Origin of the sequence: Vibrio ordalii ATCC 33509 (assembly GCA_000257205.1) — a bacterium.
Classification (GTDB): domain Bacteria; phylum Pseudomonadota; class Gammaproteobacteria; order Enterobacterales; family Vibrionaceae; genus Vibrio; species Vibrio ordalii.
Genome location: AEZC01000086.1, coordinates 1 through 20,352 on the forward strand (window position 1 = coordinate 1; position 20,352 = coordinate 20,352).

The following is a 20,352-nucleotide window of genomic DNA, read 5'->3' on the forward strand; positions in this document are numbered from 1 at the left end:
CCTATCTCAATCAACTATCATCAAAGCTTAACAATATCTTCAATAGCTGTGAGTTCAAGACTCAATGCGGACTGGAAGCTCGATACGTTAAATTCCATCGTAAAGGCGATAACGCCAAGACCATCCAAGTCCCTACCCTTGCGAATCGTAGCGTTAAGCTCAACCTTGCAGACAAATCTCAGAATGGTAAGCCGACCATCATTACACACAAGAAAGGCTCGTTAGTGGTCTCAAGACCTTGTAAAGAGGGGTTACTATTAAGTACAACAATTGAAGTCTACGACCATGAAGTAAACGGTCATATTACTGACCTATCACTGATGCAAGAGATTGGTACGATTACCGAATCCCTGAATGACACTTTAAACAAAGAAATCTTAGGCTTAATCGAGGAGTCCGAAGACTTCTCAAAACTCGTTAAGGTTATGCCAGAGACAAGCTCAGGAACTGGTCTAAAAGCTCGTGGAGAAGCTCTACAAGAAGCAATCTTTACAGCTAAGGCCGAGGTATTACCATTTGGTAAAGAGTTATCGGATTACGTTGTGGGACTCTCAGACGCTGCTTTCACTGCTCTTGAGTACAGTGCTCGTGTAAATGGTTTTAAATCCCTTGATGACATGTTCAATACTGATGTATTTGCATTCACAAGTAAGACCGACACTACTGGTGATAAAAACTATGGATACCTTATCCCCAAGCGTCATACAGCTGTTAGCTTTGAAGAGTCAGAAAGGGGTGTCGTGTTCAACTTCCAAGTGATACGTAAAGCTCCTACTCAATCAAGCATTATGGAGATTATCGCCAATGCTGAAGTATTGGCAGCAGGTTTTACTCAGGTAGACGTTGATGGTCAGACAATGAATGTATCCATGCCTCTTATCACTCAGTTCAGCTTAAAATTAGCTTGAGGTCTTCAATATGGAAATCATTAGCTTAGATTGGAACGGCTCACACGGACAAGTGAGCTACCACGACAAATACACCCTACTATGGAATAAACCTAAGCTCTCCTTTGAGTTTGTCATTATCCACTACGTGAAAGGTGATGAAGTCTACCCCAATGGGTTCAAGACGATTGACCCTAACGGACAACCTATTGAGTTGAGTCTTGAAGAAGTTCAAGAGGTTGAAGCTTATTGTCAACGTGAAGCTAAAACTACATGGGCTAACCTATGCAACACTCTTTGAGATATGGAGGTAATTAGTATACCTATGAATAAACAACAACCTATGACAAATAACAATATTCAATCATACTTCTTTGATAACTATAAACAGATTCGCACTGTTTTACATGAAGACCAACCTTACTTTGTCGGTAAGGATGTAGCTGAAGCTTTAGGTTACAAACGTACTGATGATGCAATTCGTAAACATGTAGATGATGAAGATAAACAAACCCTGCGTTTCGCGGGGGTTAGTGGATTAGAAACAATAATCATCAATGAGTCTGGTGTCTATTCTCTAATCATGCGGTCAAGGCGTAAAGAAGCTAAACAGTTCAAACGTTGGGTTACTTCTGAAGTGTTACCGTCAATCCGTAAGCATGGTGGTTATATTCAAGGACAGAATAAACTAACGATGAAAGCTGTTGATAATCTCTATTCATGGATTCATGGTCGCATGCTTCCATATCTTCAAGAAATCGACCGCATAGACCCAAGAGGAAACGCCAAGGATTCAGAAAGAGCTACATTAATACGATTAGCGGCTGAACGTGTAGGCGTACCCTTAGACCTTGCAGAGCAACTCTATGTAAACGGTACAAGTAACTAACCATCCTACCTCACCTTACCTCATTAAAAATCTACCAGAAAAATCTGAGAGGCCATCTAATTGATAAAGCGCAGGGATTACCCCCATAGGGTGTTAGTTCCACTCACGGTGTCTTTGCGCCTTTCTTTTTTTCGTTACGTTATAACATTACCTTACTCATTAGGAAGTCAGTAAGATAAGTCACTACAGAAGTCACTGAGACTCTTGACGTGAGTATGTACTATCCTTATAGTTCAATCATATCAACGCCTTGTAGACCTCATGCAAAATTACCAACTAGTTTTAGCATCTACTTCGCCGTTTCGGCAGCAATTACTTAAAAAGCTGGATTTACCTTTTGTTACCTGCTCGCCTAATTGCGACGAAACTGTGTTGCCTGGTGAGTCCGCACAAGATCTGGTGACTCGTTTAGCAGAAACGAAAGCAAGATCTTGCCATCCAAACCAACCCAGTTTAGTCATCGGTTCTGATCAAGTTTGCGTGATTGACGGTGAGATTATTGGCAAACCTCATACACAAGAACAAGCCATTAAGCAGCTACTCAGACAAAGTGGAAAAGCCATCACTTTTTATACTGGGCTTGCGGTTTACAACTCAGTCTCTGGTCAATGCATGGTCACCCTAGAACCCTTCACGGTTCATTTTCGCTCTTTATCTACCGAGATGGTGACGGCTTACGTGGCAAAAGAACAGCCACTACAGTGCGCAGGCAGCTTTATGTGTGAGGGCCTAGGCATTGCACTTTTTGAACGTTTAGAAGGTGATGACCCTAATAGTTTGGTTGGGCTACCATTAATTAAGCTAGTCTCAATGCTTGAGTCTCAAGGCATTACCGTTTTAGGATAATGATTAACAGGGAGCGCCTTGATCTGCGCTCACTTTTATACCATGACTTCGACCATTACTTTATGTTTCTACTATGTTGCTACTCGTTAGCGAATGAAAGCTGGCCTTAAGCGTTTCTCAATTTGACTAATGCTTGCTCTAGTTGAGTATCGAGTGGTGCATTAATGTCCATTAACGCCTCTGTCGAAGGGTGAACAAAACGAATATTCGCCGCGTGTAAGAATAATCGGTCAATGCCAAACTGTGCGGTATATGCGTCAAAACGGCGGTCACCATAACGATCATCCCACGCAATCGGGTGCCCTGTATACTGAGTATGAACGCGGATCTGATGAGTACGGCCAGTGATCGGACTGGCTTGCACCAAAGTTGCTTGTGCAAACTGTTCAAGGGTCTTAAAGCGCGTTTCCGATGCTTTACCGTTTGGATTGACTCGCACAATGCTGTTCACTTCATTTTTCAATAGTGGCGCATTCACGACTTTACAGCTGCTTTTCCATTGCCCCATAACTAAAGCAAAGTAATATTTTTGAATCGTTTTTTCTCTAAACTGGGCTTGGAGATGGCGCAACGCGGAGCGTTTTTTAGCCACTAATAAAATGCCCGACGTATCGCGATCGATACGGTGCACCAATTCCAAAAAGCGAGCTTCTGGGCGCAATGCCCGCAGCGCTTCAATTGCGCCAAATTTCAAACCACTCCCACCATGAACAGCCGTACCGGAAGGTTTATTGAGAATAAGTAAGTGCTCATCCTCAAAAATAATGCAGTGTTCTAGCTCAGCGACTTTACTCAATTTGGTATTGGGTGTGTTGCTCTCTTGATCCGACTGCTCGAGAGTCACTGGTGGTATTCTCACCACATCACCAGCCGATAACTTATATTCTGCTTTGATGCGTTTTTTATTTACACGAACCTCTCCTTTGCGCAGGATTCGGTAAACCATACTTTTAGGAACGTTTTTTAATTGGTTACGCAAAAAATTGTCAATGCGTTGACCAGCCATATCTTCATCGATATCGATGAGCTGGACTTGGGTTCTAATTTCACTCATGGGCGCCATTGTACCACTGTAAATTGTTTAAATTCACATTTTCTTCGCCACAAAAAAGAATATTTTCATCTGCTGTTTAATGGCAAATTGGCGAGAATTACACCAATTGAAATGTGACTGTGGATAAAATTAAATATTACCCATTACAATTCTTACTTTAACAACTAAAACTCTTTGATAAACATTAAATTAGCCATCTAACTTTTAGACCTATTCTCATTTTTTTGACCTGTTCATAACAAAGCAGATTGCTGTGTTTACCTGTCACTGCTATAGTTCACAGCTGCAATGAATGATTCGGTGATTTTTTATTCTTTACCGTCCATTTTTGAGCAAAATAGTGAGTAGACTGCTAAGCGTCAATGTGCTGCACATGGCGTAAGACACTATTGAGCGAAGCTATCTTGTTGCTCTACTCATCGTCATTTCATGTTGAGTATTTTCCGCCAATACGAGGATCGCAGGCAATCGTGTGCGTGCGATAACTGAAGTGCCCTAGAGCATCCCCTCCAGCCGGGAGGCTGCACCTTTTAGTCATGGGATCTGGCACCGTGAAAACGAAACCCAGCAACAAGTCCAATAATCAAAACTAAAGAAAGATAACGAGATTTTAAATGAAAAGAATGCTAATTAACGCAACTCAAAAAGAAGAGTTGCGTGTCGCGCTGGTTGATGGCCAACGACTTTTTGATCTAGACATCGAAAGTCCAGGGCATGAATCTAAAAAGGCGAACATCTATAAAGGACGTATCACCCGTGTTGAACCGAGTTTAGAAGCTGCATTTGTTGATTACGGCGCTGAACGTCACGGTTTCCTTCCTCTCAAAGAAATTGCCCGCGAATACTTCCCTGATGGCTACACTTACCAAGGCCGTCCAAACATCAAAGAAGCGCTTAAAGAAGGCCAAGAAGTTATTGTCCAAGTTGAAAAGGAAGAACGAGGCAGCAAAGGCGCTGCATTGACCACTTTCATTTCTCTTGCTGGTAGCTACCTAGTCCTGATGCCAAACAACCCTCGTGCCGGTGGTATTTCACGCCGTATCGAAGGCGATGAGCGTACCGAATTAAAAACCGCATTGAGCAGTTTAGAGCTTCCTCAAGGCATGGGCCTTATCGTTCGCACTGCAGGTGTGGGCAAAAGTGCGGAAGAGCTAGAGTGGGACTTAAACGTTTTGCTCAATCACTGGAGCGCAATCAAACAGGCTTCCGATTTGCGTCCTGCACCGCTACTTATTCACCAAGAGAGCAACGTCATTGTACGCGCAATTCGTGATTATCTGCGTCGTGACATTGGTGAAATTCTAATTGATAGCAACACTATTTATGAACGTGCCCTTGAGCACATTCGTTTGGTGCGTCCTGACTTCGTGAGTCGTGTAAAAAAATACGACGGTGAAGTACCCCTATTTAGCCATTACCAAATTGAAAGCCAAATCGAATCGGCTTTCCAGCGTGAAGTGCGTTTACCTTCTGGTGGCTCTATTGTTATCGACCCAACCGAAGCATTGACCTCAATTGATATCAACTCTGCTCGTGCAACAAAAGGCGGCGATATTGAAGAGACGGCGCTTAACACCAACTTAGAAGCAGCCGATGAAATTGCTCGCCAATTACGTCTGCGCGATTTGGGCGGATTAGTGGTTATCGACTTCATCGATATGACTCCTGTCCGTCACCAACGTGAAGTAGAAAACCGTTTACGTGATGCCGTACGCCTAGATCGCGCTCGCGTACAAATTGGCCGAATTTCACGTTTTGGCTTGTTAGAAATGTCGCGTCAGCGCTTGAGCCCATCGCTTGCCGAAGCAAGTCACCATATCTGCCCACGCTGCTCTGGCACCGGAGTGGTTCGTGATAATGAATCTCTTGCGCTCTCTGTTTTACGTCTCATTGAAGAAGAAGCACTAAAAGATAATACCGCTCAAGTTATGGCGGTGGTTCCCGTTCCTATTGCATCTTATCTACTCAATGAAAAACGTCGCTCAATCAATCATATTGAACGCATTCAAGAAGTCGAGATCACGATTGTCCCTAACTCTGAAATGGAAACGCCTCATTTTGAAGTGATCCGTGTCCGTGAAGGGGAAGAGCAAGAAATACTCTCTTACTTAGTGCCAATGAAACTAGAAGCACTAAAAGAAGCAGAAGGTAAAGAAAGCTCAGATATCGATTTCAAACCAAAACGCATTGAAGAACCAGCGTTGAAAGGGTTTGCTGCCCCAGCACAAACTATTCCAGCTCCAACACCTAAAGCAGAGGTAGCGGTTCCAGTCAAAGAGATCGCTGTTGAACCAGGCAAACCAGGTCTATTTGGCCGCATCGTTAAAGCTCTTGGTAGCATCTTCTCAACCACCACCGAAGAGGTGAAAGCTGAGGAAGAGCAACAAAAACAAGAAAACGAACGTAGCCAAGCACCACAGCGTCGTGATCGAAATGATCAACGTCGTCGTAACGGACGCGGTGAAAATGTCAATCGTGACAACGCAAACCGTGACAGAAACAGACGCAAGCCGGTCAATGCCTCTACTCCTGTTGAAGAAACACAAGATAAAGAAACTGTTGCCGCCAACGAGCCTCGTAAGGCACAAAATCGCAAGCCAAAACAAGAGCGCCGTAACAAGCGTGATGACAGCAAATCCGAAAAGTTAGCGGAGCAAGGGCTACAACTTGCGGCTGAAGCGCAAGCCGTCACTTTGACAGTAAATGAAGATAAAACGGAAGAGAAAACCGTAAAAGTAAAAGAGCGCCGTCAACGCCGTAAGTTAAACAAACAGGTTCGCGTAAAAGATCAAACAGTAGCTCAAGAGCAACCAGAAACTGAAGCTGAAGCTGAAGCTGAAATGTTGATCAATACAGCCCCGCTTGCAGAGGTTATTGAAGCTGTAACAGTTGAAACGGTAAAATCTGTTGAGCCATCAGTTGTTACACCAAACGACGACAATGAGAATGACGATCAAAATCAACGTCGCAATCGCCGCTCTCCTCGTCATTTACGCGCCAGTGGTCAACGTCGACGCCGTGGTCGTGATCGTCGCCCTAACCCATTCCGTTTACGTAAAGGTGGGGTTGCCTCTCCTGAGATGGCAATGGGTAAAGTGATGCCTCGCTATGACCTCTCTAAACCTGTGTATCAAGCACCGGTAACAGAGCAAGTCGCAGCGGTTGAACCTGTTCAACAAGTGGCACATGTTGTGGATAACAATACCGAGATAACATTAGGTGGTTTTGCTTTCCCTGAAATGGCAATGGGTAAAGTGATCATTCGACATGAAGAGAGTCGACATGAAGAGAGTCAGAGCGGCGTTGAATCTGTCACAGCCTCTTTGCAGGATGCTGTTGAGCCTCAGGTACAATCTGCAGCGCTAACAGAATCAGTTTCAGTTACAGAATCAGTTACTGTAGAAGCCGTTATTTCAGAGCCAGTGATCGCTGAAGTTGTTATTGAAAAGACTACCGCTATTGAGCTCGTTGTCGAAGAAAAAGCCACGACAGAGAAAGTACCAGCCTTGAAGGTTGACGCAGTAACTAAGGCACCTGAAGCCGTATTACCTAAAACAATCAAAGCGCATGCATTCTCTCCGATGACCAAAGCCTCGGGCTCTTTATTGCTCAAAGAGATTGAAATCGTATCAGCACCTTTCCACGCAGAACGAATTGCAACTCGTGCAGCCGGCAGTCAGTCAGCACAAAGTCAAGCAGGCGCAACAATGACTAAACCACTGTATTAATCTCTGAACTGAGTTTGAACACCATTAAAGGGCTGCATTCGCAGCCCTTTTTATATTCCACTTGCCCAATATCTCTGCATCTCATAGCATGGCTTCTTTCTTGTCACTCAAAATGGACTTCCATGACTTGGATCTTATTCACCCTTCTGGCCGCGTTCATGCAATCTTGGCGCAATGCATTCCAAAGTCGCTTGGCAACTGAGGTCAGCACTACTGGTGTTACCCTTGCGCGATTTCTTTGGGCTGGCCCTATCGCGGCTCTGTATCTCATCACTTTGTATCATTTCATACCAGCGCAATTGCCTACATTGTCATTGATCTTTATCGCCTTCATTGTCGGTGCGTCATTGATGCAAATAGTCGCGACTGCGCTCATGGTTAAGCTGTTTAAATTAAATAACTATGCCGTAGGTGCTGGGCTAGCCAAAAGCGAAGCCTTGGTTGCCGCAATTTTAGGGATGATTTTTTTGGCACTCATTTGACAGGCTTGGGCTGGATTGGTGTCATCGTTGGTGGCATTGGTGTATTTTTGATGAGCACGCACGGCAATGTTAAGCAGCTTTCAATGCCAACTGTTTTACTGGGATTAAGTTGTGGTAGTGCCTTTGCGCTCACTTCATTGTGGGTACGTGAAGCCAGTTTAGCACTTGGCTTACCCTTTCCACACAGTGCTGCTTGGGTATTATTGTTGGTCATTTCACTGCAAACGTTATTACTGCTAGTTTACCTGATGGCGACCGACAAACACTCATTAAGACAATTATGGGCAAGACCTAAGCTGACGCTATTAACCAGCACAAGTAGCTGTCTTGGTTCTATTGGTTGGTTCAGTGCAATGTCTCTTCAAACCGTACCTTATGTAAAAACTTTAGGCCAAATTGAGATCTTTTTTACGATGTTAATTTCTATTTTTTGGCTAAAACAATCAGTAAAAATTAAAGATGGACTGGGGCTTTTTCTAATCGCAATTGCCGCTATTTTAGTCATGTGGGGATAGCTCCAACCTCACCCACGCTTTTGATAATGAAGTTGCTCGATAAAAAAAGCCCCACCAGGCGGTGAGGCTTCATCTTTTCCCGATAGAGATCGTTTCGTGCTAGCGAAAATCTCTCAACAACTCAGCTTACTTTTTCTTAGCTGGTTTTTGGTCATCTTTTTTCTTGATAACGGTAGTGCCTTCGAAAGTTTCACCTTCAACAAACGCTGTACCATAGTAAGCGGAAATAAGTACTTCTTTTAGCTCAGAAATCAGTGGGTAGCGTGGGTTTGCACCAGTACATTGGTCATCAAACGCTTCAACTGACAGCACGTCAACTTTAGCGAGGAAATCCGCTTCATTCACGCCAGCCGCTTGAATAGATAGCGGGATGTCGAGATCTTTCTTCAGCTCTTCCAACCAAGTCAGTAGACGTTCAATTTTCTGAGCAGTACGGTCGCCCGCTTTGCTCAAGCCTAGGTGGTCAGCCACTTCAGCGTAACGACGGCGTGCTTGTGGACGGTCGTATTGAGAGAACGCAGTTTGTTTGGTTGGGTTATCATTCGCGTTGTAGCGCACAACGTTAGAGATAAGCAATGCGTTAGCAAGACCGTGCGGGATATGGAACTCAGCACCGATCTTGTGCGCCATAGAGTGACATACACCTAGGAACGCGTTAGCAAAAGCGATACCTGCGATAGTCGCTGCATTGTGCACTTTTTCACGAGCAATTGGGTCTGCTGCGCCATTTTTGTAGCTTGATGGTAGGTACTCTTTCAGCATCTTAAGTGCTTGTAGAGCTTGACCATCAGAGTATTCATTCGCAAGAACAGACACATAGGCTTCAAGAGCGTGAGTCACTGCATCGTAACCACCAAATGCCGTTAGAGACTTAGGCATATTCATAACAAGGTTCGCATCAACGATAGCCATGTTAGGTGTTAGCTCATAATCCGCTAATGGGTATTTAGCACCTGTTTTATCGTCTGTTACAACGGCAAATGGTGTGACTTCTGAACCTGTACCTGAAGTAGTCGTGATACAAACCAATTCTGCTTTTTGACCCATTTTAGGGAACTTGTAGATACGTTTACGGATATCCATAAAGCGCATTGCAAGCTCTTCAAAGTGAGTTTCTGGGTGCTCATACATAACCCACATGATCTTCGCTGCATCCATTGGTGAACCACCACCAAGTGCTAGAATCACGTCTGGTTGGAAACTCTTCATTGCTTCAGCGCCTTTCTCTACAACAGATAGAGTTGGATCAGCTTCTACATCAAAGAATGTTTGAACTTCCATACCGTTTGACTTCAGCAGAGTCACTACGTCGTCTGCATAACCGTTGTTGAATAGGAAACGGTCAGTAACTAGGAATGCGCGTTTTTTGCCTTCAAGATCGCTCATAGCAATTGGAAGGCTACCACGACGGAAGTAAATTGACTTAGGTAGTTTATGCCACAACATGTTTTCAGCTCGCTTCGCAACAGTTTTCTTGTTGATTAGGTGCTTAGGACCTACGTTCTCAGAAATTGAGTTACCACCCCAAGAACCACAACCTAGCGTTAGAGATGGTGCAACGTTAAAGTTGTAAAGGTCACCGATACCACCATGAGTGGTTGGGATGTTTACAAGAATACGCGCCGTCTTCATTTTGTCACCAAAGTAACGGATACGGTCTGCGTTAACGTCTTGGTTAGTGTATAGACCAGAAGTGTGGCCGATACCGCCGATTTCTACCATTCTTACGGCTTGTTCTACCGCGTTCTCGAAAGAAGTCGCGCGGAACATGCCAAGTGTTGGAGAAAGTTTTTCATGTGCGAATTCATCGTCATAAGAAACTTCGCCAATACCTTCACCGACAAGGATTTTAGTATCTGCTGGAACTTTAACGCCCGCCATTTCAGCGATGGCTGTTGCTGGTTGGCCTACGATTTTCGCGTTGAGTGCGCCATCGATAAGCAGTACCTTACGTACTTTGTCTGCGTCTGCTTTGCTTAGAACATGCGCTTTATGGCTCGCGAAACGCTCTTTCACTTCGTCATACACTTCGTCCATAACGATAACCGCTTGCTCAGAAGCACATACCACACCGTTATCGAATGTTTTAGACATAAGAACAGAAGCGACTGCACGTTTGATGTCTGCCGTTTCGTCGATTACAACTGGAACGTTACCTGCACCTACACCGATTGCTGGTTTACCTGACGAGTAAGCCGCTTTCACCATGCCAGGACCACCTGTTGCAAGGATAAGTGCAATGCCTTCGTGCTTCATTAGCGCGTTAGATAGCTCAACTGAAGGTTGATCAATCCAGCCGATAATGTCTTTTGGCGCGCCAGCTGCAACTGCTGCATCTAACACGAGTTTAGCTGCATCGTTAGTTGAATTTTTCGCACGTGGGTGTGGCGAGAAGATGATACCGTTACGAGTCTTCAAAGAGATGAGAGATTTGAAGATTGCAGTAGAAGTAGGGTTAGTGGTTGGAACGATACCGCAGATGATGCCTACAGGCTCAGCGATAGTCATCGTGCCTAGGTTTTTATCTTCTTCAAGAATGCCACAGGTTTTTTCGTCTTTGTATTTGTTATAGATGAACTCAGACGCAAAGTGGTTCTTGATTACTTTATCCTCAACAATACCCATGCCTGATTCCGCTACCGCTTGTTGCGCTAGAGGGATACGAGCTTGGTTAGCTGCTAATGATGCTGCGCGGAAAATTTTATCTACTTGCTCTTGAGAGTAAGTAGAGAATTCAGCTTGAGCCGCTTTAACGCGCGCTACTAGAGCATCAAGTTCAGCTAAATTAGTTACAGGCATAATGAATCTCCTAAAAATAGAAAAATGTTAAAAACTCTTTATTAAGTTTGCAGCTTTGTGTTTTTGTTTTTTCTCAACAACTTAAACAATGACAGACTTAGTAAATTGCTTTCAGGACTGAGTATAATATTTCAGAGTGTGAAAAAAATTGACTCAGATCAGTTATGAAAAACTAATTACCCAATTAGGGGTAATCACCTTACAAAATCACTTACAAATCATTGAATATAAACAAAAAATACACAGAAAATTAAATAAACAAAAAACATTTACCTAAACAACGAAAACTATAAAAACTACAACAATCTGTAAAAAAGTTTCATTTTTGAGCGATAGATGAATAAACACACCTCATTTTACGTGCTACTGAGAGTATATCGACTCTCACTTTTACCACCAGCGAGGAGCGCAAATTTTATTAAAAATGTGCAGATGTTAACAGTTGAGCAAAAAACAACACCACTCACATACATTAGAAAAACAATTGTAAAACATTTTCTTCATTGAATTAGTTTTTCTCAGCAATAAAACCCCAATCGCTTTAGTTTTTTTCATTCGTGCTATCCTTTGCTTTCGCTTACATTAGCCACGTAATATTTCATCGAAATGATCCATTAGAGATAAATGCCATGCAAACCTTTGAGTTAGCCATTTTCCTGCAGTTTTTCTTAGGCCTTGTAGCCGCTGTGAACCCAGTGGGGATTATGCCAATATTTGTCTCTCTCACTGGGCATATGACGCAAGAAGAGAAACACAAAACGGCGGCTACAGCGAATATTGCGGTGGCGATAATTTTGATTACCGCACTGCTTGCCGGGCAGATGTTACTGGATATGTTTAGTATCTCTTTAGATTCGTTTCGAGTAGCTGGTGGCCTATTGCTGCTGAGCATCGCATTTTCGATGATGAGCGGTAAATTGGGTGAAGATAAACAAAACAAACAAGAGAAATCTGAATACATTAGCCGTGAACAAATTGGGGTTGTGCCACTCGCTATGCCTTTAATGGCAGGACCGGGTGCCATCAGTTCCACCATAGTGTATGGCTCTCGCTACCCAAGCATGTTCGATACCGTGGGCATTATAATCACTGTGGTGTTATTTAGTTTAAGCTCTTGGCTGCTGTTTCGCTCAGCGCCCTATATTGTCCGCTTCTTAGGTCAAACGGGTATCAACGTGATTACACGGATCATGGGTTTGATACTAGGCGCACTCGGTATTGAGTTTATTGCCAATGGGCTCAGAAATTTATTTCCTGGCCTTGCATAACCGCATTGACCTCGTCACTGTCACTACAGCAGAAAGCATAAAAAAGGGCGCTTTATACAAAGCGCCCTTTTGTTTGCTGGCAGTTTTTTAACCGATAATCATCACTGTTTTTCAGCCAGAATGATCCGCAAAGTACGGCGAAGCGGCTCAGCGGCTCCCCACAATAATTGGTCACCCACCGTAAACGCATTTAAGAAATCATCACCCATCGACATTTTACGCAAACGTCCTACGGGAACTGACAAGGTGCCAGTGACTTTGGCAGGGCTCAATTCACGTGCGGTAATATCGCGCTCGTTTGGAATAACTTTCACCCAATCATTGTGCGTAGCGATCATCTCTTCGATTTCATCAAGCGGAATATTTTTCTTCAGCTTGATGGTTAATGCTTGTGAGTGGCAGCGCATTGCGCCAATACGCACGCAGGTTCCATCAATCGGGATCGGTGACGATTGAAGCCCTAGAATTTTATTAGCTTCAACGCCCGCTTTCCACTCTTCTTTGCTTTGACCATTGTCGCGTTTGACGTCAATCCAAGGGATTAATGAACCCGCTAGCGGTGCACCAAACTGCTCGGTAGGAAAAGAAGGTGATCGCATGGTTTCAGCCACTTTTCTGTCAATATCAAGAATTGAGCTCGATGGATTAGCCAATTCAGAGCTAACCGCATCATTAATTACTCCCATTTGCGAGATCAACTCGCGCATATTTTGAGCGCCAGCACCCGAAGCGGCTTGGTAGGTCATTGCGCTCATCCACTCGACCAAACCTTTCTCATAAAGGCCGCCTAATGCCATAAGCATTAAACTGACTGTGCAGTTACCGCCCACAAAGGTATTGGTTCCTGAATGGATGCCGTGCTGAATTTGTGTCAAGTTGACCGGATCTAAAGTGATGATTGATTGTTTATCCATCCGTAAAGTAGATGCGGCATCAATCCAGTAACCTTTCCAGCCCACTTGACGAAGTGCTGGATACACTTTTTCAGTGTAGCTACCACCTTGACAAGTGATAATGGCATCTAATTGTTTGAGGCTATCAATATCGTAAGCATCTTGCAGTAACCCTGTATGATGATTGCCTTTCTTAGAAGGCACCGTTGGGGCAGGAATACCAATTTGAGATGTGCTAAAGAAAACCGGTTCGATCAAGTCAAAGTCATTTTCTTCAACCATACGCTGCATCAGTACAGAACCGACCATACCACGCCAACCCACTAAACCTACTCTCATCGCGCTCACTCTCCATGTATCTAAAATGAAAATTTATTGCTCCATCTATAAGTGGTTCAGCATAAAATCTCAAGACTTTCTTAGTAAAAGTGGTAACTTTTTCTTTCTGCGCAGCCAGTTTTGTAAAAAACACATTTAAGCCTAAAAATCACTCAAGCTCTCTATGATTCAGCATTCAATAATCAACGAAACGCTAAACGATCACGTTCTTGTTACACAAAAACCCCACACCGCAGAACATTTATAACCATTAAATTTAACTATTATCAACATTTAACATCGAAGGTTAACCACTTGAACGACATAAATCACATCCGAGGTGTTTGATGTCGATATATTATGCTAACTATTGTAAAGTGCGAACGAACTCAATAAGGGCACCGTTCTGTCCTTAGATCATAAATCTGACAAGAGGCTCTTTTATGACGCAAGCCCCTCAACGCCTACCTAGCTTAATTCAAGTAATTATTGCTCTAGGCTTGTTTTTGTTACTCGCGTTTTCGTTTACAGCTCAACTCGATCTCCCTATCCAACTGGCCTTATACATTGGCTGGTTCATCATTATTGTGCTCGGTGTTCGTTTAGGTCACCAATATAAAGAATTAGAAAAAGCAGCACTGAATGGTATTTCTAATGGTTTAGGTGCGGTGTTGATACTTTTAGCTGTTGGCGCATTAGTTGGTACTTGGATCTCCGGCGGGATCGTGCCGACCATCATCTACTACGGTCTTCAAGCAATCCATCCTTCTATTTTTCTTCTTGCAACGATGATCATCTGCTCTCTCACCGCTTTAGCAACTGGAACCTCATGGGGTGCAGCTGGTACCGCGGGGATTGCCATGATGGGGATTGGTCAAGGTCTTGGCGTTCCAGCACCAATCACCGCTGGCGCAGTACTTTCAGGTTGCTACTTTGGTGACAAAATGTCGCCATTATCTGATTCCGTTATTCTGGCGTCTTCGATGTCTAACGTTGAAGTGATGGAGCACATTAAAGGTATGCTGCCGATAGCGCTTATCAGCTACGTGATCACGGGTATCATGTTTACCTTATTTGGTTTCCACTATGCGGGTAACGTAGACATGTCTCAAGTACAAAGCGTGATTGAGGCGATGGAACAGCAGTTTTACATTACCCCATACTCTTTTGTGCCAGTGCTGATTGTACTTGGCTTGCTTGCGATGAGAATGCCTTCGTTTCCTGTAATTAGCTTTGGTTCTTTGCTGGGCATCATTTGGGCTGTGATGATCCAAGACGTAGACTTCTTGCAAGCTTTCAATACCGCATGGGCACCTTACAATATTGAATCTGGCGTTGACTTCATTGACTCAATCTTAAACCGAGGCGGCATGTCCTCTATGCTTGGTTCTGTTGCCGTGATTGTCTTTGGTCTCGGGTTTGGTGGATTGCTGGATAAAGTGGGTGTGCTTGAAACCATCGCAAAACTGTTTGAGCGCCGCGTGACAAGCGCAGGTTCACTGGCAACCAGTACTATTGGTACTGCATTTATGGGCAACGTTTTTGGCTCAGCCATGTATGTTTCACTCATCCTGACCCCTAAAATCTGTGCCAAGAACTATGACCGTTTAGGCTATCAGCGTAAGAACCTATCACGTAACGCTGAATTTGGTGGCACGCTCACCTCCGGTATGGTGCCATGGAGCGATAATGGCATCTACATGGCGAGCATTCTAGGCGTTGCAACGCTCTCATATGCCCCCTTTATGTGGCTAAGCTTTGTCTGTATTTTGGTGACCATTTTTACCTCTTACATGGGTTGGTTTGTTGATAAATGTGAACCGACTGCACCAGCAGACAGTGCTGAACAAGCACCGGCTCTCAACCAACAGTCAGCCTAGCAGGGTATTGCAAAAGTCATTGAACTAAAAAACCATTAAAAAGAGCTCAACTGAGCTCTTTTTTACTACAAACAGAATCGCCATTTAAAGCTGACACGATAGAGCTGGCTTATCGTTTTCTTTGATCAAGGTAGTGTTGCGCACTGGATATAGCGGCCGCCAATTGCGTCGTTAATATCCCCAATTGACTCTCCGTAGGTCGTTGCTTCTGGCTAAGTCGCAACTCTATTTCTGACGCTATCTGCTTGAGTGAACGGCAACCAAGATTACCCGCAACGCCTTTCAGGCTGTGTGCTCGGCGCTGAGCGGCCTCCAAATCAGAATGCACCAATCTTTTCAATTCAGCCACATCATGCTGATGATCTTGTATAAATACGCTCAACAGTAGAGTGACAGACTCAACATCGCCATTGAGAGTTATGAGCATGGATTCAATATCGATGGACAAATCATCAGAAAGATCCGATGTTTCCACCTGTGGTTCTTCTGTGGAAAAAACACGACTGGGATTCATCTCAGATGACTCATCATCTTTCGCAGCACTGGGAACTTTATTAACATGAGAACGAGTTAAAACTGATGACCTAAATATCAACCAACCCAACAATAGAATCACTCCACCACTTAAGCCAGTGATTAGGTAGGCATAGATGTTTAAAAGACGATGGTATTGGTTTTCAACATGGGTAAGCTGCTTGTAAATAGAGTGATTGATTAAATTATCGACCAAACGTGCGCCTTGGGCGTATTGATTTAGTAAATCAGACGCTTGTGCTAATGTCTGCTCTAGCTCTTTTTTCTGAATGGCTGGTAAAGATTGCCCATCCACATAAAGCTTATCTAATGCTCGATAAATCTCTGGATTTTGCTCAGTGTCACTGAACATCGCTTCAAATACATAAGCGCCTAGCACCACATACATCTGCTTGAGCTGCTCAGAATTAGCGGGATTATCACGCAGCACTTGTAGTCGCTCAACCAGCGGTTGAATGTTGAGCTTAACCGACAAATACGATTTGGTCAGTCCGATATAGCGATCAGTCATGTGGAGTAATTGCTGAATATCCGGCCGCCATGAAAAATCTCGCTGCTCAACTTCCAGTTGTAGCCTAAGTGAATAGAGTAGCTGCACATTCAACGCGATATCATTCGCTCGTGTCGAACGATAAGGCTCTTTAAAATAGAGTGAACTTTTAAGTTCTTCAACACTGTAATGTAACTCTTTCACTGAATGCATCGCTTGGTAGCTTAAATGGCTTTGCCAAAACACAAGGCTAACGGAAACTAACCAACCAAACAGAATCACACCATACCATCTCATGCTAAATCGTTTTGATTTCTTTTGCCCAAACACTGTGCTTACCAATTTGTATTTTCAATTAATACAAGCATATACCCAAAGCTACGAGTGTGCAGACTTGTGTATAGAGAGAAAGAATAAAAAAGAGAGCCATATCAAGCTCTCTTAGTGATGAAGGATTAACGCTGACGCGTTAACTGTTCTCTTAAATTCGGTGGCGTGCCTTTGATGGTTAAGGTATCACTTTCAGGATCATAAAAAATACGCTCTCCCAATAACAAGCTATCAAAGCTCACATTCAAACCGCCCCCTGCACCGACAAACTTGGTCAGTTTACGCACGGTAGAACGATCACCAGGAAAGCTCTCTTCCAGTTCATAGCCATGTGCCTGCGTATATTCGAAAAAACCCGTGCCGTCTTGGCTAGCAGGTAATTCTCCAGACAACTCACGAATATGAACCTCTTCACCGGCTTTAATTTGCTCATTGCAGTAATCGTAAACCTGCTTTTTGTAACCGATCGCTTCATCTTTTTCTAGCTTAGAATCAGTGCAAAAATCCTGTACCGCTTGCATCAGTACTTGATTTTGCACTTTGGTATCTAACCCAACATCGGCTTGCAGAAAATCAAGAAAGAAATCCGACACTTTTCGACCAACGCGACCTTTGATATAGGCAAGGTAGCGGTTTGAATTTTTGTCCGTTTCAAAACTTGATAGGTCAAGACGCGCCGCAATATCCATTTTGTTGATATCAAGATAATCTGTCGCGCTAATGTCGAGCCCCTCCGTTACTTTCAAACTTTGATTGAGAGGTAAAAGCCCAATAAATAAGTAATCCGTAGCCAATGACTGATATTCGGCCATCACTAAGATCCCTTCGTCAGCAAACGGATACTTTGCTAATTCATCTTTCAGCCGTTGAGCACTGATTTGTGAAAAATCGTAAAAATCACGCTCACCTTGACGAAGTTCTTGCAACCAAGTTTGAAAATCACTGTCCGACTTAAACGAACCAAAACCTTTGCTCGCTTTCGAATTAAACACGCGATGCAACTCTGCCACTAAATTTTCGGCTGACGTATCATTATCTAAAGATTGAGAGCGGTATTTAACCACCAGCTCATCTTGCTCGTTTTTGCTCAATTGGTGCAAAATCACGTTGGAAAGGTGAAGACTCATAGTGAAATTATCATCGTTCTAGTTTCAGTTGTAAGGCATTGTAGGTTATCATAAGCCGCTTTTACTATCATCATTAGAGTCTTTATGCCTATTACATCTAAATACAGCGACGAAATAATTGAAAATATCCTGACAGAAGTTGCTGCCATTCTCGCTAAACATAATGCTTCCCCTGAGCTTACTCTCATGATTGCGGGAAACATTGCAACGAATGTCTTAAACCAAAACGTTGCCGCTTCACAGCGTAAGGCGATTGCTGAAAAATTTGCTCAGGCATTGATGTCGTCTTTAGAAACTACTACTCACTAATAGAATGCATAGATAGAAAATCACATGGCAGATAGCGAAAATACATACGGTGAACGCGTATCACGGTTGGTTGGTTGGGGGCATTGGTTTGCTTTCTTCAACATCATTGCAGCAATGCTTATTGGTACTCGATATATCGTACAATCACCATGGCCTGAAACCTTGTTGGGGCAGTTTTATTTAACTGTGTCTTGGGTCGGCCATTTTGGATTTTTGGTTTTTGCACTCTATCTACTGGTTTTATTTCCTCTGACATTCGTCATTCCGTCGCGCAAACTATTTCGTTTCTTGGCTGTCTGTTTTGCAACGTTAGGGCTCACACTCCTATTAATCGACACCCAAGCTTATCAAGCAATCAACCTACACTTAACACCGATAGTATGGGAACTGCTTTTTAGCGATGAGACCAGCGCTATCACTGCCGACTTACAGCATCTGTTTGTAGTCATGCCGCTCATTCTCCTCTTACAACTAGGGCTTTCGGAGTGGGTGTGGCGTAAGCAGCGAAAACTATCACATAAACACGTTGGTCGGCCCATCGCGGCGGTATTTTTCATTAGTTTTATTACCAGCCACCTTATTTACGTTTGGTCTGATGCGTATTTAGAAACGTCAGTGACCAGCCAAAAATCAAACTTCCCGCTCTCGTATCCAATGACGGCAAAATCGTTCATGGAAAAACATGGCTTATTTGATCGTGATGTGTACTTAAAGCGTTTGAAGGATAATGAAGAGAACTTTAACATTGTTCGTTATCCTCTTGAGCCTCTTCAATTTGGACGCAGAGCAAATAATCTCAATATTTTGCTAGTAAGTGTCAATAATTTAAGAAGTGATGTGCTGACGGCTGAAATCATGCCCAACACTTACCAATTTGCGACAGAAAATTTGAAGTTTAATAATCATTACAGCTCGAGTAATGACATGTTTGGGATTTTCGGCTTGTTTTATGGTTTACCGAGTAGCTATGCCAACGCCATTCGTTCACAAGGCACGCCCCCGATACTGATAGAGGCATTGAAAAAACAGGATTATCAGTTTGGCCTCTTTAGTGGCGATAATTTTGACGACGCCTTATACGAAGAGACGATTTTCCGCAGTTTAACGGTCTCTAAAGCTCCTTTTGATCAAGAATCCAGCACAGATAACCAAACCATACAACGCTGGTATCAATGGGTATCCGAGCAAAGCGATCAACCGTGGTTCAGCTATTTGGAATTGACAACCGTTGACAACTTTAATGACTTTGACCCTCGGTCAAGTAGAGGTAGTGCCAGCGATCGCCTGCGTGCTGGTTACAATAACTCGGTCAATGCTGCCGACCAAGAAATAGGACTGCTGCTCACTAAGATTGACGAATTACAATTGCAAGACAATACGCTGATTGTAATCACCTCAAATCATGGCGCGGAGTTTAACGAGACAAAAACCAACAGCTGGGGTGCTAACAGCAATTACAGCCGATACCAGTTACAAGTGCCGATGATCATCCATTGGCCAGGAAAAATGGCATGGGAATACTCACACCGTTCAAGTCACTTAGATTTTTCAGTCACGCTTTTACAGGATCTATTAGGTGCTTCATCCAACCCTATTGAATTCAGCAGTGGTAGAAACTTGTTTGATGAAAACAAAAGGAAGTGGATTTTAGCCGGTGATGCCCGTGAATTAGCCTTGATTACTGATACCCAAACCACCCTCATTGATAAATTTGGCAACTTCAAGCTGTTTGACGAAAACTATCAACGTCAGAAAGACTCTAGCCCAGCGTTGCCAGTACTGATGCAAGGCTTAACCGAATTGCAGAGATTTTACGCCAAAGACAATTAAATCAGGCCGTTAGCAAGATTATCTCTTGACGCTAAAGGGATAAATGATTAGATTACGCCAATCGGACTGTAGCGCAGCTTGGTAGCGCACCGTCATGGGGTGTCGGGGGTCGGAGGTTCAAATCCTCTCAGTCCGACCATACACCTAAAAAAAAGAGAGCTTCGGCTCTCTTT

General features: G+C 43.5%; 14 protein-coding genes, 1 tRNA gene and 1 pseudogene. 11 read left to right on the top strand and 5 right to left on the bottom strand.

What is annotated here, in order from left to right:
- The 4 genes from VOR_RS18835 to VOR_RS0106160 all read left to right on the top strand — a co-directional run.
- Positions 1-908, top strand: a 908-nt coding sequence (locus VOR_RS18835; RefSeq protein ID WP_010318846.1) for a hypothetical protein, incomplete at its 5' end; no start/stop codon positions are given.
- A gap of 10 nt (positions 909-918) precedes the next feature.
- The gene (locus VOR_RS0106150) at positions 919-1,188 is read left to right on the top strand and encodes a hypothetical protein (protein ID WP_010318847.1); all 270 of its coding nucleotides are present in this window, start codon (positions 919-921) and stop codon (positions 1,186-1,188) included.
- Between the two features lie 24 nt (positions 1,189-1,212).
- Entirely contained in the window at positions 1,213-1,776 is a 564-nt protein-coding gene (locus VOR_RS18115; protein WP_010318848.1) for a BRO-N domain-containing protein, read from the top strand.
- Between the two features lie 261 nt (positions 1,777-2,037).
- A complete protein-coding gene (locus VOR_RS0106160; protein WP_010318849.1) occupies positions 2,038-2,622 on the top strand; it encodes a Maf family protein in 585 nt (194 codons plus the stop codon).
- Positions 2,623-2,728: 106 nt separating this feature from the next.
- Here VOR_RS0106160 and rluC read toward each other — a convergent pair whose 3' ends face one another.
- Positions 2,729-3,676, bottom strand: coding sequence for a 23S rRNA pseudouridine(955/2504/2580) synthase RluC (gene rluC, locus VOR_RS0106165; RefSeq protein WP_010318850.1), 948 nt, complete (start codon positions 3,674-3,676; stop codon positions 2,729-2,731).
- Between the two features lie 614 nt (positions 3,677-4,290).
- Between rluC and rne the strand changes: the two genes are divergently transcribed.
- Together rne and VOR_RS17740 are read left to right on the top strand one after the other, a co-directional pair.
- Positions 4,291-7,404, top strand: a complete 3,114-nt coding sequence (gene rne, locus VOR_RS0106170; RefSeq protein ID WP_010318851.1) for a ribonuclease E — start codon at positions 4,291-4,293, stop codon at positions 7,402-7,404.
- 122 nt (positions 7,405-7,526) lie between these two features.
- Positions 7,527-8,401 (top strand): annotated as a pseudogene (locus VOR_RS17740) (multidrug transporter).
- Between the two features lie 126 nt (positions 8,402-8,527).
- On the opposite strand, the gene adhE reads toward VOR_RS17740, so the two are convergent.
- Positions 8,528-11,200, bottom strand: coding sequence for a bifunctional acetaldehyde-CoA/alcohol dehydrogenase (adhE, locus tag VOR_RS0106180; protein WP_010318852.1), 2,673 nt, complete (start codon positions 11,198-11,200; stop codon positions 8,528-8,530).
- A 629-nt stretch (positions 11,201-11,829) separates the two neighbouring features.
- On the opposite strand from adhE, the gene VOR_RS0106185 reads away from it, so the two are divergent.
- Positions 11,830-12,468, top strand: a complete 639-nt coding sequence (locus VOR_RS0106185; protein WP_010318853.1) for a YchE family NAAT transporter — start codon at positions 11,830-11,832, stop codon at positions 12,466-12,468.
- Positions 12,469-12,569: 101 nt separating this feature from the next.
- On the opposite strand, the gene asd is transcribed toward VOR_RS0106185, so the two are convergent.
- Positions 12,570-13,700, bottom strand: coding sequence for an aspartate-semialdehyde dehydrogenase (gene asd / locus VOR_RS0106190; protein ID WP_010318854.1), 1,131 nt, complete (start codon positions 13,698-13,700; stop codon positions 12,570-12,572).
- 422 nt (positions 13,701-14,122) lie between these two features.
- On the opposite strand from asd, the gene nhaC reads away from it, so the two are divergent.
- Positions 14,123-15,559 (top strand): Na+/H+ antiporter NhaC, encoded by a 1,437-nt coding sequence (gene nhaC, locus VOR_RS0106195; RefSeq protein WP_010318855.1) that lies wholly within the window; start codon positions 14,123-14,125, stop codon positions 15,557-15,559.
- A 109-nt stretch (positions 15,560-15,668) separates the two neighbouring features.
- On the opposite strand, the gene VOR_RS0106200 is transcribed toward nhaC, so the two are convergent.
- Entirely contained in the window at positions 15,669-16,865 is a 1,197-nt protein-coding gene (locus tag VOR_RS0106200) for an Hpt domain-containing protein (protein ID WP_029626944.1), read from the bottom strand.
- Positions 16,866-17,038: 173 nt separating this feature from the next.
- Positions 17,039-18,040, bottom strand: a complete 1,002-nt coding sequence (yejK, locus tag VOR_RS0106205; protein ID WP_010318857.1) for a nucleoid-associated protein YejK — start codon at positions 18,038-18,040, stop codon at positions 17,039-17,041.
- Positions 18,041-18,124: 84 nt separating this feature from the next.
- Between yejK and VOR_RS0106210 the strand changes: the two genes are divergently transcribed.
- The 3 genes from VOR_RS0106210 (at position 18,125) to VOR_RS0106220 (ending at position 20,318) form a co-directional block, all read left to right on the top strand.
- The gene (locus VOR_RS0106210) at positions 18,125-18,349 is read left to right on the top strand and encodes a YejL family protein (protein WP_010318858.1); all 225 of its coding nucleotides are present in this window, start codon (positions 18,125-18,127) and stop codon (positions 18,347-18,349) included.
- Positions 18,350-18,373: 24 nt separating this feature from the next.
- The gene (locus tag VOR_RS0106215) at positions 18,374-20,179 is read left to right on the top strand and encodes a DUF3413 domain-containing protein (protein ID WP_010318859.1); all 1,806 of its coding nucleotides are present in this window, start codon (positions 18,374-18,376) and stop codon (positions 20,177-20,179) included.
- Positions 20,180-20,241: 62 nt separating this feature from the next.
- Positions 20,242-20,318: transfer RNA gene (locus VOR_RS0106220), tRNA-Pro, on the top strand.
- Positions 20,319-20,352 lie beyond the last annotated feature (34 nt).

Bases quoted from the DNA above. Each gene is read 5' to 3' on its own strand.
- VOR_RS0106150 (WP_010318847.1), top strand. From the start codon at position 919: ATGGAAATCATTAGCTTAGATTGGAACGGCTCACACGGACAAGTGAGC.
- VOR_RS18115 (WP_010318848.1), top strand. From the start codon at position 1,213: ATGAATAAACAACAACCTATGACAAATAACAATATTCAATCATACTTC.
- VOR_RS0106160 (WP_010318849.1), top strand. From the start codon at position 2,038: ATGCAAAATTACCAACTAGTTTTAGCATCTACTTCGCCGTTTCGGCAG.
- rluC (WP_010318850.1), bottom strand. From the start codon at position 3,676: ATGAGTGAAATTAGAACCCAAGTCCAGCTCATCGATATCGATGAAGAT.
- rne (WP_010318851.1), top strand. From the start codon at position 4,291: ATGAAAAGAATGCTAATTAACGCAACTCAAAAAGAAGAGTTGCGTGTC.
- adhE (WP_010318852.1), bottom strand. From the start codon at position 11,200: ATGCCTGTAACTAATTTAGCTGAACTTGATGCTCTAGTAGCGCGCGTT.
- VOR_RS0106185 (WP_010318853.1), top strand. From the start codon at position 11,830: ATGCAAACCTTTGAGTTAGCCATTTTCCTGCAGTTTTTCTTAGGCCTT.
- asd (WP_010318854.1), bottom strand. From the start codon at position 13,700: ATGAGAGTAGGTTTAGTGGGTTGGCGTGGTATGGTCGGTTCTGTACTG.
- nhaC (WP_010318855.1), top strand. From the start codon at position 14,123: ATGACGCAAGCCCCTCAACGCCTACCTAGCTTAATTCAAGTAATTATT.
- yejK (WP_010318857.1), bottom strand. From the start codon at position 18,040: ATGAGTCTTCACCTTTCCAACGTGATTTTGCACCAATTGAGCAAAAAC.
- VOR_RS0106210 (WP_010318858.1), top strand. From the start codon at position 18,125: ATGCCTATTACATCTAAATACAGCGACGAAATAATTGAAAATATCCTG.
- VOR_RS0106215 (WP_010318859.1), top strand. From the start codon at position 18,374: ATGGCAGATAGCGAAAATACATACGGTGAACGCGTATCACGGTTGGTT.